Here is a 15,867-nt window from a genome sequence, read left to right as displayed (position 1 = left end):
GGAACGCTTTGGCGCATTCCACCAAGAAGAACACCCCCGCCACGCCCGCACACGACCACGATCACGACCCTGCCTGCTGCAGCGGGCAGGCGGGCTGCGGCCATGACCACGCCGAGGCCCATGCCCACAGCGCGCAGTGCGACCACGACCACCACCACCATGCCCCGGGCGAGGACTGCTGCGGCCACGACCACAGCCACGGGCCCAAGCACATCTACGTCTACTCCCCCTCCGGCGCGGTGCGCGACAAGGCCGCGTTCCGCCGCGCCATCAAGCGCCTGCAGGCCCAGGGCCACGAGGTCGAGGTGGACACCGATGCGCTGAGCAGCCACCTGCGCTTTGCCGGTGACGACGCCACGCGTATCGCCGCCATCCACCGCGCAGCCGCCAGCGGCGCCGATGTGGCCCTGATCAGCCGCGGTGGCTATGGGCTGACGCGCATCCTGCCCGGCATCGACTACGCCGCCGTGGCCCAGAGCATTGCCCGTGGCACGCAGTTCGTCGGCTTGAGCGACTTCACCGCCTTCCAGAACGCCTTGCTGGCGCAGACCGGCGCCACCACCTGGGCCGGTCCGGCGCTGATCGCCGACTTTGGCCAGAAGGACGGGGTGGACGACATCCTGCAGGACTGCTTTGACGACCTGCTCTACGGCCATGGCGAAGGGGCCGGCTGGCGCATGCCCAAGCAGCCGGCGGGCGCTGTGCCCGAGGATTTCTACGTCGATGGCGGCGCCACCCTGTGGGGCAGCAACCTGGCCGTGCTGGTCTCGCTGCTGGGTACGCCCTATTTCCCGCAGGTGCAGGGCGGCATCCTGTTCCTGGAGGACGTGGGCGAGCACCCCTACAAGATCGAGCGCATGCTCACCCAGCTGCTGCATGCCGGCGTGCTGGCCCAGCAAAAGGCCATCGTGTTCGGCCAGTTCACCGAGTTCAAGCTGACCCCGCATGACAAGGGCTACAAGCTGCAAAGCGTCATCGACTGGCTGCGCAGCCAGTTGCGCATTCCCGTGCTGCAAGGCCTGCCGTACGGCCATGTGGCCACCAAGGTGCTGCTGCCCGTGGGTGCGCCGGTGTCACTGTCGGTCGAGGGGCGCGATGCCCTGATCTACTGGGGCCACACGCACTGAGGGCACACGGCCCCCGCGCCGGGGGCGCACTAGGGGGCAGGTGGCGGCGGCCGGTGCACGTGCGCGGCGTGCGCCATGCCGGGCCCGGGTGGGGCAGGCGGGATGCGCCCCGCCAAGAGATTGTTTTCGTAGCTGTCAGCGCTTGCTGCATCAGCGTTGGAGCCCGATTGGGCTTGTGATGGGTCAAAGAGGAAAGCCATGGGCAAAGCCGCCTTGGAATGGACGGACGCGATGCTGGCGCAGCTGGGCACCGACAAGGATGCCGTGCTGGCCGAACGTTGGGGCACCACGGCCAAGACCGTGAACCTCAAGCGCAACGCCCTGGGCATTCCGGCCTTCGGCCATGTGCAGTGGACGCCCGAGATGGAGGCCGCCCTGGGCACCGACAGCGATGCCGAGCTGGCGCGGCGCTGGGGGCTGAGCAAGGCGAGTGTGGTGGCCAGGCGCCAGCAGCTGGGCGTGGCCTCGCGGTCCGAGCAGCAGGGTGCGGGCTTTGCCTGGACCCCGCAGGCCGTGGCCCTGCTGGGCACGGCCTCGGACGCCAAGGTGGCGCAGCAGCTGGGGCTGTCGCGCCTGACCGTGTACCACGCGCGCATGGCGCGTGGCATTCCCGCCGCCGCACGCGGCAGCCGCCAGGACGCTTAACGCCGGCAGGGCCCGCCGGGCCGCGACCGCGTGAGGGCGCTGTAGCGGGCGGGCCGGCCGGCCGTGGTTCAGGCCTCGTGCCAGTCGGCGCTGTGGGCGGGCGTGGCGCTGTGGCCCAGGGCGGCCGGTGCCGTGCGCTGAGCCTGCGGGCGATGGCCCTGCGCGGTGGCCACGGTCTGGTGGGTGGCCCGCTGGGCCTGGCCGGGCAGGCGGAACACCGCCACTGCGTTGACCAGCTGCGTGGCCTGGCTGTTCAGGCTGCTGGCGGCGGCGGCGCTTTCCTCCACCAGGGCGGCATTTTGCTGGGTGGCCTGGTCCATCTGCGTGACGGCTTCGCCCACCTGGGCCACGCCCTGGCTTTGCTCGGTACTGGCGGCGCTGATCTCGCCCATGATGTCGGTGACGCGGCCAATCGCGCTGACCACCTGGGTCATGGTGGTGCCGGCCTGGTCCACCAGTTGCGTGCCCTGGTCCACCTGATTGACGCTGGCTGTGATCAGCTGCTTGATTTCCTTGGCGGCATCGGCGCTGCGCTGTGCCAGGCTGCGCACTTCGCTGGCCACCACGGCAAAGCCACGGCCTTGCTCGCCAGCGCGCGCAGCTTCCACCGCCGCGTTCAGCGCCAGGATGTTGGTCTGGAAGGCAATGCTGTCGATGACGCCGATGATGTCGGCAATCTTGCGGCTGCTGTCATTGATGCCGCGCATTGTGTGCACCACCTGGGTCACCACCTCGCCGCCTTGGGCGGCCACGGTGGAGGCGGTCAAGGCCAGCTGGTTGGCCTGGCGGGCGTTGTCGGCATTCTGGCGCACGGTGGTGCCCAGCTGCTCCATGGACGCGGCGGTCTCTTCCAGTGCGCTGGCCTGGCTTTCGGTGCGGCTGGACAGGTCGCTGTTGCCCTGTGCAATTTGTGCGCTGGCCGTGGCCACGCTCTCGGCATTGCTGCGCACGCCGGAGACCACCTCGGCCAGCCGCGTCTGCATGTGCTGCAGGGCGCCCAGCAGGGCGGCGGTCTCGTCGCGGCCCTGGACCGCGATGGATTGCGTCAGGTCGCCCACGGCAATCTGCTCGGCGCTGCGCACGGCCAGTTGCAGAGGGCCGGTGACGGAACGGCTGAGCAGCCAGGCGGCCACGCCGCCGGTCAGCAGGGCGATGGCGGTGCAGACCAGTATGATCCATTGGCTCTGATGGACCTGCCCCGTGGCGGCGTCGCGGGTCTGTTCGTACAGCATCTGCTGGCGCTGCTCGAACTGGCGGATGGACTGGTTGTAGGCCTCGGCCAGCGGCACCAGCTGCTGGTCCAGGGCGGCGGACACGTCCTCGCCCGCGGCGCGGCGCTTGAGCAGCTCGGCCCGGGGATCACGGTAGGCGGCACGCGCCTTGTCGATGTTGACCACCAACTGGCGCCCTGCCTCGGTGCGGATCAGGCCTTCGATGGTGGTGCGCAGCTGATCGACCGACTTCGAGGTGTCGGCCATCTCCTTTTGTAGCTCTGCAAAGTGGTGGGCGTCCGGGCTCAGGATGGCGGCGCGGGTGCGCATCCAGTTCAACTCGATGCCCTGGCGCCATTCGTTGGTGGCCTGCAGGCGCTGGCTGTCTTCGCGGGTCAATTGGTCCATGGCCTGGCCCAGGGTTTGCAGGCGCCAGATGCCCAGGCCCGCAATCGTGGCAGTGATCAGCAGAACCAGGCCGAAGGACAGCGCCAGGCGGCGGCCAATTTTGAGGTTGTTGAGTCCCATGCAGGTGACTTCCCGTGGTTGTGGTGTGGAACGTGAGTAAGCGCTATTAGGCGCTGCCCGCAACCCCGGCGGTGGCGCGAGAAGCGCGGATTTGTCCCGTTTGATCGGCCGTCTGCCACCGCAGTGCGACGCTGGTGCTAGCGAAAACCATAGCTGCTGGCGCTTGTGCAGCAAGCGTCAGAGCCTGTTTTAAGGCTTATTGGGATAGCAGGGCGCTGAGGACCTGCAAGGTGGCCGGCTCGTCCGCCAGTGAGACCGGCAGGCGCAGCATGGTCGACGGCTGCTGGTCGGCCGAAAACAGCACCCCCGGCGCCAGCAGCAGCCCCTGTACGGCGGCCTTGCGGGCCAGCACTTCGGTGTCTTGCCCGGTGTCCACCCAGACGAACATGCCGGCCAGCGGCTCCTGGTGCAGTCGCAGCCCCAGGCTTTCCACCAGGCGCAGGCAGCGGTGGCGCGTGCTGTCCAGGCGTTCGCGCAGGCGCAGCACGTGCTTGCGGTACTGGCCTTCGGCCAGGATGCGGTGGACCACGCGCTCGCCCAGCTCCGGGCTGGTCAGGCCGCTGAGCAGCTTGGCATCGGTCAGGGCGCGCAGGCGCTCGGGGGCCGCGGCCAGGTAGCCCACGCGCAGGCTGCCGGCCAGGGTCTTGGAGAAACCGCCGATCAGGATGACGCGGCGCAACCGGTCCAGCGTGGCCAGGCGCACCGGCTGGCCGGGGTGGAAGTCGGCATAGGTGTCGTCTTCGAGGATCAGGAAGTCCTGCTGCTCGGCCACGCGCAGCACATCGTGCGCGGCGGCCAGCGTCAGGCTGAAGCCCGTGGGGTTGTGCACGGCGGTGTTGGTGATGAACAGCTTGGGGCGGTGGGTGCGCGCCAGGCGCTCCAGCACCTCCATGTCCGGTCCGTCGCGCCGGCGCGGCACCGGCAGCACCTGCACGCCGATGGAGCGCAGCAGCCCGAACACCATGAACCAGGTCGGGTCCTCCACCAGCACGGTGTCGCCGGCGCGCAGCAGGCTGCGCAGCACCAGGTCCATGCCCTGGGTGACGCCGGTGACGGTCATCAGCTCCTGCTCGGGGTCGACCGCCACGCCCTGGGTCAGCAGGTAGGCCGCCAGTTGCTGGCGCAGCGGCGCATAGCCCTGCGGCGCGCCATAGCCCAGCAGCTGCGCGCCCGCGCTGCGGCCCACGGCGCGCACGGCGGCATTCAGCATGCCGTGGTCCATCCAGCTGTGGGGCAGCAGGCCGGTGCTGCCATCAAAGCGCACGTCGTCCTGGGTGCGGAACATGCTGCGCAGCAGGAACGGGGTGTCGAACGCCTTGTCGGCCGACAGCGTGGGCGTGGCGCTGGTTGCGGCCCGGCGCAGCGTGGGGCTGCGCTGGGCGCTGACAAAAAAGCCGGCCCCGGGGCGCGAGCCGACCAGGCCCTGGGCCACCAGCCGGTCGTAGGCCTGGACGATGGTGTCGCGGCTGACGCCGCTGCCATCGGCCAGTTGCCGCACCGAGGGCAGGCGCGAACCCGCGCGCAGGCTGTGGCTGCGCAGCAGTTGCTCGCAGTGCTGGACCAGCTGGTCGACCAGCGGCGGCAGGCCATGGCCACGTTGGGGGTGCCAGCCCAGGTCGTTGGCGCTGAGGGCGCGGGCCGGGGTGCTGCTGCTGCGAACTGGCCGGGTGTTTGGATCCATACAGTGGGTGTAGTGAGCTGGTGAACTGTATTGGTACTGTACTGGTAAAGCGCCGTAGCATGCAAGCCTTGATTTCCAACCTCCAAGAAGGTGCTCGCCATGAATCTCGCGCTCGATGTGTCCACCGGTTCCATGCTGTTGCCGCTGGCCACGTTCATCTTTGTCAGCTCCATCACGCCGGGCCCCAACAATGTGATGCTGACCGCTTCGGGGGCCAACTTCGGCTACCAGCGCAGCATGCCGCACATGCTGGGGATCACCGTCGGGTGTTCGCTGATGCTGTTCCTGGTGGGCGCTGGGCTGGGCGCGCTGTTCGAGCAGCTGCCGCAGCTGTACACGGTGCTGCAGTACCTGGGCGCGGCCTACCTGGTCTGGCTGGCCTGGAAGATCGCCACATCGGGCCAGGCGGGCACGGCCGATGCCAAGGGCAAGCCCTTCGGTTTCTGGCAGGCGGCGGCGTTCCAGTGGGTCAACCCCAAGGCGTGGCTGATGTCTGTGGGCGTGGTGGCGGCCTACACCACCCCCAGCAGCTACTGGCCCAGTTTGTTGCTGGGCACGCTGGTGATGCTGGTGGTGAACTTTCCGTGCATCAGCGTGTGGACGCTGTTTGGCACGGTGATCGGCCGCTGGATGCAGTCGCCGCGCGCGCTGCAGGTGTTCAACGGCGTGATGGCGGCCTTGCTGCTGCTGTCGCTGTACCCCCTGCTGGTGCCGCACGGCTGAGGCACAAGGCCCGCCGGCGGCGGGCCGTGCTCAATGGAAGACGCGGACCGCCTCGACCAGGCGCTGGGTCTGCGTCTCCAGGCTCTGCGCGGCGGCGGCACTTTGCTCGACCAGGGCGGCATTTTGCTGGGTCGCTGAGTCCATCTGCCCCACGGCCTCGCTGGCCTGCATGATGCCGTCGCGCTGCTCGCGCGTGGCCGCGCTGATGTCGGCGATCAGGATGGACACCTGCTGGACCTGCTGCACCATGGTTTCGATCTCGGTCTGGGTGGCGGCCACCATGTGGCCCCCGGTTTGCACCTTGTCGACGCAGGCCGTGATCAGCACCTTGATCTCCTTGGCGGCCGTGGCGCTGCGCTGGGCCAGGGCGCGCACCTCGGCGGCCACCACGGCAAAGCCACGCCCCTGGTCGCCGGCGCGGGCCGCTTCGACGGCGGCATTCAGCGCCAGGATGTTGGTCTGAAAGGCGATCGAGTCGATGGTGCCGATGATGTCGTTCATGCGGCTGGAGCTGTTGGCGATCTCGGCCATCACATCCGTCACCTTGTGCATGGCATCGCCGCCCTGGTGCGCCGTCTGGGTGGATTGCTGGGCCAGCTGGGCGGCCTGGGCCGAGGTGCCGGCGTTCTGCTCCACGGTGCTGGTCATCTGCTCCATGAAAGAGGCCGTCTGCTGCACGCTGGCGGCCGAGCGCTCGGTGCGCTCGCTCAGGTCCATATTGCCCTTGGCAATTTCCTCCACTGCCGAGCGCACGTTGATCACCTGCTGGCTGACGTCATCGATCAGCCAGCGGAACATCAGTCCCAGCTGGCTGATGGTGCGCATGGTCATGCCGATCTCGTCGACCCGGTCCACGGGCAGGGCGTTGCGGTTGTTGCCCGTGGCCACATCCAGCGCCTGCTGGCGCAGCTGCTCGATGGGTCGTGCGAACTGGAACTCCAGCAGCACGCAGCCCAGGGCACAAGCGGCCACCAGCATACCGGCAATAGGCCAGTTGAAGGGGTGCACACCTTCCAGCAGCGCCAGCCCCAGCAGGCTCAGCGCGCACAGCCCCAGCATGTTCAGGCGCACCCGGGTGCGCACGGACATCAGCTTGCCCAGTGACAGCAGCACGCCCAGGCCGGTGCGCACCAGGATGCCCTTGTGCAGGCGCACCCCCTTGGCCTGGCCCTGGCGCATGGCGCTGTACAAGGCCTCGGCCTGCTCGATCTGCTGCCGGTCGGCCTTGGTGCGCACCGACATGTAGCCCTTGGTCACGCCGTCGCGCACGATGGGCACGGCATTCGCACGGACCCAGTAGAAATCGCCGTTCTTGCGGCGGTTCTTGATCAGGGCGCTCCAGGGCTCGTCGGCCTTCAGCGTGGCCCACAGGTCGGCGAAGGCCTCGGGCGGCATGTCGGGGTGGCGCACCAGGTTGTGGGGCTGGTGGTCCAGCTCTTCCTGCGTGAAGCCGCTGGCGTGGATGAATGCCGCATTGGCGTAGTTGATGCGGCTTTGCGGGTCGGTGGTGGACATCAACGTCGCGTTGTCCGCAATCACAAACTCGTTCTGTGAAACAGGCTGGTTGTTGCGCATCCGTAGCTCCTAGGAACTGCATGGGGCGCGAGCGGATAGCTCTCCGTCTCAGACGTGCAACCCACCTGGGTTGCTGCCGGGAGCTACTGCGCGACAGGCAGATCAGAGGGGAGCGTAGTCACGGCGATTCCGGTGAAATGTAGGAGGCAACCGCTGTTTGTAAAGTGTTGTATTTTTTGTGACGAACGGGCGCAGGGTCACGGCCTGTGGTGGCCGATCAGGGGATTTGGACGAAGCGGCGCACCACGGCCAGCAGCTCGTTGGGGGAATAGGGCTTGGTCAGAAACGCCTGCGCCCCCAGGTCGATCGCCTGGTGGCTGACCGGGCCGGCGCTGTGGGCAGTCAGCATGACCACGGGCAGGCGCTGGAAGCGCTCGGTCGCGCGCAGGCGGCGCAGCAGTTCCAGGCCGTCCATGTCCGGCATCTCGATGTCGGCAATCAGCAGTGCTGGCACTTCGCCGTTTTCCAGCGTGTGCAAGGCCTGCAGGCCGTCCTCGGCGGTTTCCACGCGGTAGCCGCTGGATTGCAGCAGGTGCTGGGCCAGGCGGCGCACGCTCAGCGAATCATCGGCCAGCAGCACCAGGGGGCGCAGCGGTTCGGCCGCGCTGGACGGCGGCGGCGCGGCGTGGCTTTGCTGCGCCAGCTGGCGCGCCTCATGGGCCCCCAGCACGGCGGCAGGATCATAGACCTGCAGCACCTGGCCGCTGGGCTGCGCGGCAATCCCCAGCAGTCCGGGCACCGGCACGGCCAGCTCCGCCGGCGCCTGCAGTGTGACCTCCTGCGTGCCCAGGATCTCATCCACCAGCAAGCCCCAGCGCGCGGTGTCGCTGCGCACGATCAGCAGGCTGCGCATGCCGTCGAGGGCGGGCTCCAGGCTGCGCGCAGATTGCTGCCAGACGGCCCCGGCCCAGTAGAGGGGCAGCGGGCCGGTGGCCTCATCGTTCAGCATGCCCTGCGCCAGCGCCTGTTCGGCCACGGCGGCCGGCACGCGGCGCACGCTTTCCAGGGCACGCGCCGGCAGGGCCACGCGCCAGCTGCCGGCACGCAGGGCCAGCACCTGCTCGACCTGAGGGGGCGCGGGCAGGCAGATGTCAAAGCAGCAGCCCTGTCCCGCGGTGCTGCTGATGCGCAGGCTGCCGCCCAGCTGGGTGATGGTGTCGGCGACCACGTCCATGCCAATGCCGCGGCCCGCCAGCTCGGTGACGGCCGTGGCGGTGCTCAGGCCCGGGTGCAGGATCAGGGCGGCGGCCCGGTCGTTGTCCACCACCGCGTCGGCGGGCAGCAGGCCCAGGGCCTGGGCCTTGCTGCGGATGGCGGGCACATCCAGGCCGCGGCCGTCGTCCTGCAGGCGCAGGATCTGCTGGGTGCCCTGGGGGTGCACGCTGAGCTGGATGCGTCCGGTCTCCGGCTTGCGGGCGGCGCTGCGCTGTGCGGGTGTTTCCAGGCCGTGGGCCACGCAGTTGCGCAGCAGGTGCTCCAGCGCCGGGGTCAGGGCGTCGGCCACGCTGCGCTCCAGCAGGGCCTCACCGTCCTGCCAGACCAGCTCCACGGTCTTGGCGGTGTCCTGTGCGGCCAGCTGCACGCAGCTGTCCAGGCGCTCCTGCCAGTGGCTCAGCGGCACCAGGCGGGCGTACAGCAGCGTGTGCTGCAAGGCCCGTAGGTGGCCGCCCTGGGTGTTCAGCGCGTTGTGGGTGTCGGCCAGGCTGTGCTGCAACTGCTGGTGCACGGTGTCCGCGTCGTCGGTGCAGCGGTCCAGGGCTTGCACCAGGGCGTGCAGTTCTTCGTGCCACTCGTAGGGCAGCTCCAGGTCGCCGTGCAGCATCAAGGTGTCGGCCCAGGCGGCGCAGTCCTTGATGTGGTGGCGCAGCTGTTGCAGGCCGCTGGCCAGGGCGTGGAGGCTCAACTGGCTGGCGGCCAGGGCGCTGCTGCCCGCGTCGTGCGTGGCCCACAGCGCCTGGGCGTGGCGGGTGACGGTGTCCAGCGGGTTGTGCTGCCAGCGCTGGGCAAGGCGCTCGGGGTGGCGGTCGGCCATCTCCTGCTGCAGGGCGACAAAGGCGATGCGCAAGGCCTCCAGCGGCGGCTGCAGCGAAGCCGGGCCGCGTGGGCCGGCTTCGGACTGCACCTCCAGGGCCAGGCCCTCCAGCGCATGCACCTGGCTGGCCCAGGCCATGGCTCCTGCCAGGCGGGCACTGCCCTTGAGGGTGTGCAGGCAGCGCAGCACGGTCTGGCGCGCCGCGCTGTCGGTGGTGGTCTGCAGCCACTGCTTGAGTGCCGCCTGCAGCCGTGGCCAGACGGCCAGCATTTCCTCTTCAAAAACGGAGAAATGCATGGCATCGAGCACGGGGGCGGCATTCGCCACTTCCACGGTCGGCTCGGCCAGGGTGTCGGCGGTGGTCTGTGGCGGGGTGTCCGTGTCCGCAGCAGCGGTGGTGTCGTCCTGCGCCTGTGCGTCCGGGGCGTTGTCCACAGCGGCCGGCAGGGCGTCCTGTGGCGTGCTGGGCACGGGCAGGCTGGCGTACAGCTGGTGCAAGGCCTCCATCACCTGCGGGTGGGCGCGGCGCAGAAAGCCAGCCGCGAACTGGTGCAGCAGGCGGCGCATTTCGTCGCTGGCGTGCTGGCAGCTTTGCCGCTGGGCCGGGCTGGCCTGTGCAGGCATGCGCTGCAGGCAGCGCTGCAGCAGGTGCGCCAGCGATGCGATTTCGGTGCAGCCCGAGGACCAGGCCAGGTGGGACAGGGCCTGGGCCAGGGCGTCGGTGTCGGGGTGCAGCGCGCTGGCCGGGTCGGCGCGCCAGGCGGTGATGCGGGCTTCCAGCTCTTGCGACAACAGCTCGGCCTCTTGCAGGAAGGCCAGATCGGGCTCGATCTGCGCGGTGCTGGCCAGGCCTTGGCCCAGCGAGGCCGTGGGCAGGATTTCCGGGGCGGCCTGGAAGGCCGGCAGGCTGGGCGGTGGTGGCGCCACAGGGGCCGGTGCCGGGGGCGGGCTGGCCGGTGTGTCGGCGCTGGCGGTATCGGTGTCCGGCGGGGGCGCTTCGGCCCCCGGGGCGCAGTGCTGCTGCACCCGGGCCAGCGTGGGCGGCAGGCTGGCGCCGCGCTGCGTGGCACGGGCCAGGGCCTGGGCGCAGAAGAACTGCAGATCGCGCAGCAGCGCCGGCGGCGGCGCGGACTGGCCCTTGGCGTAGCTGGCGTAGTGCGACAGCAGCCGCGAGGCCAGGCGCTTGGCGTAGATGTCCAGCTCCAGCAGCTCCTGCTCCAGGCTCTCCAGCCAGGCGGCCGCCAGTTGCCAGACGGTGCCGTCCAGCGCGTGGGCGGCCAGGCCCAGGCTGGCGGCCCGCAACGGCTGGCAGCTGGACAGGCTGGATGCCTGCAGCAGGGCCAGCGTGTGCTGGTCCCAGACGGCGCGCACCGCCACGCTGGGGGCCACGGCGGGCACGTCCTCGGGCGCGGGCAGCGAGGTCTGGGGCCAGGGGTCATCCCAGAGGTCGGCCGGGTGGGCCGTGTCCTTGCCGCCCAGCTTGATCAGCGCACGGTAGCTGGGAAACAGGGTGTGGGGGGACGTGGGCTCGGCGTTCTCCAGGGCCTGCACGAAGCGCTGCGCATCGCGGGCCGCCAGGGCCAGCAGTTCCCCGGTCTTGCCGGCCAGGGGCTCGCCGCCAGCGGACAGCTGCTGCAGCGGTGCCCGCAGGCCCTGCATGAAGGCCGCCAGGCCCTGCAGGCCCAGCACCCGGGAGGCATTGCCCAGCTGCTGCAGCACCTGCTGGGCCTGCATCGCCTGCATGGCATCGGCTGGGGGCAGCAGCTGCGCCACGTCGCTGGCCATGGCGGCCATGGCGGGCAGGAGCAACTGGCGCGGGTCCAGCGGGGCAGGGGAGGTAGTGGGCTGCGCGGTCTCGGTCATGGGGCAAACGGGGCGCGGAACGGGCGGTCGTGGCAAAGCTGGAACTATAGGCCGCGCCAGCGGGCGCGCCGGGGCTTATTCGACAAACTTTCCGTGTTGCTTGTGGCGCTGGCGCACGCCCTTGCGCACGAACATCTCCACCCCGCCCAGCACGATGAAGGGCTGCTGCATGTCGCCCCCCAGGTGGGCGGCCAGGCGCTGGGGCAGCGCGGCCAGCAGGGCCTGCACGGTGCGCGCGTCGGGGCTGTCCAACTGCTGCTGGGTGCTGAGGAAGTCCTGCAGGTAGGCGCGCACCTCGGTCTCCAGCTGAGCCACCGTGGTGGGCGCGCCCACGTACTGCGGCTGGCCGGAACCGCTGACTTCGGTGCCGTAGACATAGCAGCCGATGTAGTCGCGGAAGGTTTCGCCCACGTCCGGGCCTTTGGTGAGTTTGCGCAACAGGTCAGTGAGCCACATGGCAGCAGGCTTTCAGGGAAGGCACACGCAAAAACAAGAGCGGCTTGCGCATGCGGATCAAGGATTCTGGGCATAAATGTACCGTAAAGCCTTGAAATGCCAGCGCAGGCAGCTTCTGATTTAGAGCTGCTGGCGTGACCTGGCCCGTGGGGGATGGACGGCCGGGACGCGGCGCCCAGCGGCAGGCAGCAGGTCCCTGCGATAAGGCCCAGCCAGGGCGCCTCTAGGCGAGGGCGTCGCCCGCAGCAGCGGCGCCGCAGCGGCCGTCCCGGTCCCCCTGACTTCAGGCGCGGCAGAAATCCTCGATGCGCTGGGCCACCTGCTGCGGCTGGTCGTGGTGCAGCATGTGGCCGGCATCCTCGATGCGGCCGATCTCGCAGCGCGGCACGGACTGCAGGCGGGTGTGGTATTCGGCCAGGTCGAAGCGGTCCTTCCACCACTGGCCCAGGCTGTCGTCGCTGGCTTCCAGGGCCAGCACCGGCGCGGTGATGGCGGCGTAGTGTGCCAGCACCTCGTCCACGCGGAACAGCAGGGGGTTGACCACCTTGTGCGCGGCATCGCCCAGGATGGCCCAGCGCCCCTGCGCATCGGGGGCGGCCCATTCGTGGGCCAGCCACAGGGCCTTGTCGGCATCCAGGCGGCGGTTGGTCTTGCGCAGGCGCGCGGCCACATCCTGGACGCTGTCGTAGGTCTTGAGCTGGATGGCGCCGGCGCGCAGCTGCTGCAACTCGTCCAGCCACTGGCCCATGCGGCCCGGGGCCTGCTGCGGGCGCGTCGCCGGCAGCCCGAAGCCTTCCAGGTTCACCAGGCGGCGGATGCGCGCCGTCCGGGCACCCGCGTACAGCATGGCCACGTTGCCGCCCATGCTGTGGCCGACCAGGTCCACGGCCTGGCCGTCCGGGGCGTAGTGGTCCAGCAGCGCGTCCAGGTCGCCCAGGTAGTCGGCAAAGCTGTAGTGGTCGCAGGGCGCGGGCGGCAGGCTGTGGCCAAAGCCGCGCCAGTCCGGCGCGATGATGTGGCGGCCGCGGTAGAAATCGGCGCTGAAGGCATCGACCACGAACTGGTAGGACGCGCCCACGTCCATCCAGCCGTGCAGCAGCACCAGCGGCGGCACGCCGGCCTGGGGCTGGCCCCAGGTGCGCACGCGGTAGCGCAGGTGGCGCAGGGGCAGGTCGATGGGGGTGGCGGGGCGCAAAACGGTGTACATGGCCCAATTATTGGGGGCTTGCCGCGTGACCGCAGTCAAGGCCGCGACGGGGCGCACTACACTTTGCAGCCATGAATACTGCAGCGATGAACCCCGTGCGGCTGGGCCGCAGCGACCTGATGGTCAGTCCGATCTGTCTCGGCACCATGACCTTTGGCGAACAGGTGAGCGAGGCCGATGCCTTCGCCATCATGGACCGCGCGCTGGAGCGCGGCGTGAATTTCTGGGACACGGCCGAGATGTACGCCGTGCCGGCACGCCAGGAGACCTATGGTGCGACCGAGCGCATCATCGGCCGCTGGTTCCAGGCGCGCCCCGGGGCCCGCCAGCAGGTGGTGCTGGCCAGCAAGGTGGCAGGCCCCTCGCGCGGCATGCCGTGGATCCGCGACGGCCAGGGCATGACGGCGGCGGACATCGTCGCTTCCTGCGAGGGCAGCCTGCGCCGCCTGCAGACCGAGGTGATCGATCTCTACCAGATCCACTGGCCCGAGCGCCATGTGCCGGCCTTTGGCAACCTGTACTACGACCCGGCCAAGGAAGTCACGCAGACCTCCATCCACACGCAGCTGGAGACCCTGGCCAAGCTGGTGCAGCAGGGCAAGGTGCGTGCGATCGGCCTGTCCAACGAAACCCCGTATGGCGTGCACGAGTTCGTGCGCCTGGCCGAGCAATACGGCCTGCCGCGCGTGGCCAGCGTGCAGAACCCTTACTGCCTGATCAACCGCAGCTGGGAAAACGGCATGGACGAAAGCTGCCACCGCCTGGACGTGGGTCTGCTGGCCTATTCGCCGCTGGGCATCGGCCTGCTGACCGGCAAGTACGACGCCGGTGGCACCACCGGCCCGCGTGCGCCCCAGGGCACCCGCCTGTCCTACCCCTCGGTGCAAAAGCAGCGCTGGGGCCGGCCCGAGGCGCTGGACGCTGCCCGCGTCTACAACCACCTGGCGCGCACGCACGGCCTGACGCCCACGCAGCTGGCGCTGGCCTTCTGCTACCGCAACTGGCGCGTGGCCAGCACCATCATCGGTGTGACCAGCCTGGCCCAGCTCGAGGACAACCTCGACGCCTGGAGCGTGACGCTGACCCCCGAGCTGCTGGAGCAGATCGACCTGTACCGCTGGAAGTACCGCGACCCGGGCCAGTGAGCCGGGTGTGCGGCCCGGCAGGTTCGGGCCCACACCAGCCGGGTCGGCGGCGTGCCAGGCGCGCCGCCGCGTTGTTTCTTGGATTGCTGAGCTAGCCATGGCCAAAAAAGACAAAGTCCATGTGAGTGAAACCCCGGCCACCCAGTGGCTCAAGGCCCACCGAGTGGCCTTCACCGAGCACCCCTATGACTACGTGGAGCACGGCGGCACCACGGAATCCGCACGCCAGCTGGGGCTGGACGAGCACACCGTGGTCAAGACCCTGGTCATGCAGGACCAGGACACCAAGCCGCTGATCGTGCTGATGCACGGCGACTGCACGGTCTCGACCAAGAACCTGGCGCGCCAGATCGGCGCCAAGAGCGTGGAGCCGTGCAAGCCCGAGGTGGCCAACCGCCACAGCGGCTACCTGGTGGGCGGCACGTCGCCGTTCGGCACGCGCAAGGCCCTGCCGGTCTACATCGAACAGAGCATCCTGGATTTGCCGCGCATCGCCATCAATGGCGGACGCCGCGGCTTTCTGGTGCAGCTCGATCCCCGGGTTTGTGTGGAGCTGCTGGGCGCCCAGCCTGTGCAATGCGCGCTGGCACAATAGCGCCTTTGCCGGTTCCGCACGCACGTGCGTAACCCACCGACACCACAAGGCCTGCCGACCCGCAGGCAAGGATTGCAGTCTTGAACGCCTTACTTCCCGTTGTGGCCGCTGTCGCGGCTTATCTGATTGGCTCGCTGTCGTTTGCGGTGATCGTCAGCTCGCTCATGGGCCTGAACGATCCACGCACCTACGGCAGCGGCAACCCCGGTGCTACGAACGTGCTGCGCTCCGGCAGCAAGGCCGCCGCGGCGCTGACGCTGTTGCTGGATGCGGTCAAGGGCCTGGTACCCGTGCTGCTGGTCCGGCTGCTGGGCCCCGACTATGGCCTGCACGAGGGCACGCTGGCCCTGGTGGCCATCGCCGCCTTCCTGGGCCATTTGTTCCCGGTGTTCTTCAAGTTCAAGGGCGGCAAGGGCGTGGCGACGGCGCTGGGCGTGCTGCTGGGCCTCAGCGGCTGGCTGGGCCTGTTCGTGCTGCTGACCTGGCTGGCGGTGGCCTTCACCACGCGCTATTCGTCGCTGTCGGCCCTGGTGGCGGCGGTGCTGGCGCCCGTCTACTACATCCTGCTGGGCGGCAGCCTGTGGACCTATGACAAGCCGGTGCTGCTGGCCGTGATCGCCATGTCGGCGCTGCTGCTGTGGCGCCATGCGCAGAACATCGGCCGCCTGCTCAAGGGCCAGGAAAGCAAGATCGGCAGCAAGAAGGACAAGGCCGCCACAGCGCCCGCTGCTCCGGCCTCCAAATCCAAGCGCAAGCATTGATATGCATGAAATTGGCCTTCAGCCCTTGTCCATTCAGCGCTGACAGCTATCTAATTTCAAACAAAAAGCCGCACCCCGTGCGGCTTTTTTTGTGGGCCCGGCGGGCCCTTCAGCGCATGCCCGGCATGGTCACCAGCTGCTGCAGGCCGTCGCTGAAGCGGGCGGCATACATGCCCAGGCGCACCAGGGTGCGGTGGTCGATCTGCAGCGTCACCTCGGTCGAGGGCAGGGCGTGGCTGATGCGCAAGGTCTGGCCGTCCAGGGCCAGCAGCTCCGGCTGGCGCAGGGCCACCTTGCGCGCATCCAGCAGCTTGGCCA

Annotated in this window: 12 protein-coding genes and 1 pseudogene; 6 read left to right on the top strand and 7 right to left on the bottom strand. The window is 69.3% G+C overall.

Going from position 1 to position 15,867, the window contains the following annotated elements; translation table 11 throughout:
- Positions 1 to 8 precede the first annotated feature (8 nt).
- Together CA2_RS04715 and CA2_RS17915 are read left to right on the top strand one after the other, a co-directional pair.
- On the top strand, positions 9 to 1,127 hold the full coding sequence (locus tag CA2_RS04715; RefSeq protein WP_081888867.1) for an LD-carboxypeptidase: 1,119 nt from the start codon (positions 9 to 11) through the stop codon (positions 1,125 to 1,127).
- Between the two features lie 198 nt (positions 1,128 to 1,325).
- On the top strand, positions 1,326 to 1,772 hold the full coding sequence (locus CA2_RS17915; protein ID WP_042413179.1) for a hypothetical protein: 447 nt from the start codon (positions 1,326 to 1,328) through the stop codon (positions 1,770 to 1,772).
- Positions 1,773 to 1,840: 68 nt separating this feature from the next.
- Here the strand turns inward: CA2_RS17915 and CA2_RS04705 are convergent, their stop codons facing one another.
- Positions 1,841 to 3,511: a methyl-accepting chemotaxis protein gene (locus CA2_RS04705; protein ID WP_156105960.1), complete on the bottom strand. Its 1,671-nt coding sequence runs from the start codon at positions 3,509 to 3,511 to the stop codon at positions 1,841 to 1,843.
- Between the two features lie 196 nt (positions 3,512 to 3,707).
- The gene (locus tag CA2_RS04700) at positions 3,708 to 5,192 is read right to left on the bottom strand and encodes an aminotransferase-like domain-containing protein (protein ID WP_042413177.1); all 1,485 of its coding nucleotides are present in this window, start codon (positions 5,190 to 5,192) and stop codon (positions 3,708 to 3,710) included.
- Positions 5,193 to 5,291: 99 nt separating this feature from the next.
- On the opposite strand from CA2_RS04700, the gene CA2_RS04695 reads away from it, so the two are divergent.
- On the top strand, positions 5,292 to 5,915 hold the full coding sequence (locus tag CA2_RS04695) for a LysE family translocator (RefSeq protein WP_042413175.1): 624 nt from the start codon (positions 5,292 to 5,294) through the stop codon (positions 5,913 to 5,915).
- Positions 5,916 to 5,945: 30 nt separating this feature from the next.
- Here the strand turns inward: CA2_RS04695 and CA2_RS04690 are convergent, their stop codons facing one another.
- From CA2_RS04690 to CA2_RS04675, 4 genes are all read right to left on the bottom strand, one after another.
- Positions 5,946 to 7,490, bottom strand: coding sequence for a methyl-accepting chemotaxis protein (locus CA2_RS04690; RefSeq protein ID WP_042413174.1), 1,545 nt, complete (start codon positions 7,488 to 7,490; stop codon positions 5,946 to 5,948).
- Between the two features lie 217 nt (positions 7,491 to 7,707).
- A complete protein-coding gene (locus CA2_RS04685; protein ID WP_042413172.1) occupies positions 7,708 to 11,385 on the bottom strand; it encodes a hybrid sensor histidine kinase/response regulator in 3,678 nt (1,225 codons plus the stop codon).
- A 75-nt stretch (positions 11,386 to 11,460) separates the two neighbouring features.
- Positions 11,461 to 11,841: a hypothetical protein gene (locus tag CA2_RS04680; protein ID WP_042413170.1), complete on the bottom strand. Its 381-nt coding sequence runs from the start codon at positions 11,839 to 11,841 to the stop codon at positions 11,461 to 11,463.
- Positions 11,842 to 12,124: 283 nt separating this feature from the next.
- Positions 12,125 to 13,048, bottom strand: coding sequence for an alpha/beta fold hydrolase (locus CA2_RS04675; RefSeq protein ID WP_042413168.1), 924 nt, complete (start codon positions 13,046 to 13,048; stop codon positions 12,125 to 12,127).
- 86 nt (positions 13,049 to 13,134) lie between these two features.
- Between CA2_RS04675 and CA2_RS04670 the strand changes: the two genes are divergently transcribed.
- From CA2_RS04670 to plsY, 3 genes are all read left to right on the top strand, one after another.
- Positions 13,135 to 14,193: an aldo/keto reductase gene (locus tag CA2_RS04670; protein WP_042413166.1), complete on the top strand. Its 1,059-nt coding sequence runs from the start codon at positions 13,135 to 13,137 to the stop codon at positions 14,191 to 14,193.
- A gap of 97 nt (positions 14,194 to 14,290) precedes the next feature.
- Positions 14,291 to 14,788 (top strand): Cys-tRNA(Pro) deacylase, encoded by a 498-nt coding sequence (gene ybaK, locus CA2_RS04665; protein ID WP_042413163.1) that lies wholly within the window; start codon positions 14,291 to 14,293, stop codon positions 14,786 to 14,788.
- A gap of 80 nt (positions 14,789 to 14,868) precedes the next feature.
- On the top strand, positions 14,869 to 15,549 hold the full coding sequence (plsY, locus tag CA2_RS04660) for a glycerol-3-phosphate 1-O-acyltransferase PlsY (RefSeq protein WP_042413161.1): 681 nt from the start codon (positions 14,869 to 14,871) through the stop codon (positions 15,547 to 15,549).
- A 109-nt stretch (positions 15,550 to 15,658) separates the two neighbouring features.
- Here the strand turns inward: plsY and CA2_RS18230 are convergent.
- A pseudogene (locus CA2_RS18230) lies at positions 15,659 to 15,867 on the bottom strand (phosphodiesterase); the annotation flags it as partial.

The organism is Comamonas aquatica NBRC 14918 (assembly GCF_000739875.1).
GTDB classification, from domain to species: Bacteria; Pseudomonadota; Gammaproteobacteria; order Burkholderiales; family Burkholderiaceae_C; genus Comamonas; species Comamonas aquatica.
This window is presented reverse-complemented; position numbering and strand designations above follow the sequence as displayed.

Bases quoted from the DNA above. Each gene is read 5' to 3' on its own strand.
- CA2_RS04680 (WP_042413170.1), bottom strand. From the start codon at position 11,841: ATGTGGCTCACTGACCTGTTGCGCAAACTCACCAAAGGCCCGGACGTG.
- CA2_RS04685 (WP_042413172.1), bottom strand. From the start codon at position 11,385: ATGACCGAGACCGCGCAGCCCACTACCTCCCCTGCCCCGCTGGACCCG.
- CA2_RS04705 (WP_156105960.1), bottom strand. From the start codon at position 3,511: ATGGGACTCAACAACCTCAAAATTGGCCGCCGCCTGGCGCTGTCCTTC.
- CA2_RS17915 (WP_042413179.1), top strand. From the start codon at position 1,326: ATGGGCAAAGCCGCCTTGGAATGGACGGACGCGATGCTGGCGCAGCTG.
- CA2_RS04700 (WP_042413177.1), bottom strand. From the start codon at position 5,192: ATGGATCCAAACACCCGGCCAGTTCGCAGCAGCAGCACCCCGGCCCGC.
- ybaK (WP_042413163.1), top strand. From the start codon at position 14,291: ATGGCCAAAAAAGACAAAGTCCATGTGAGTGAAACCCCGGCCACCCAG.
- CA2_RS04670 (WP_042413166.1), top strand. From the start codon at position 13,135: ATGAACCCCGTGCGGCTGGGCCGCAGCGACCTGATGGTCAGTCCGATC.
- CA2_RS04695 (WP_042413175.1), top strand. From the start codon at position 5,292: ATGAATCTCGCGCTCGATGTGTCCACCGGTTCCATGCTGTTGCCGCTG.
- CA2_RS04690 (WP_042413174.1), bottom strand. From the start codon at position 7,490: ATGCGCAACAACCAGCCTGTTTCACAGAACGAGTTTGTGATTGCGGAC.
- CA2_RS04675 (WP_042413168.1), bottom strand. From the start codon at position 13,048: ATGTACACCGTTTTGCGCCCCGCCACCCCCATCGACCTGCCCCTGCGC.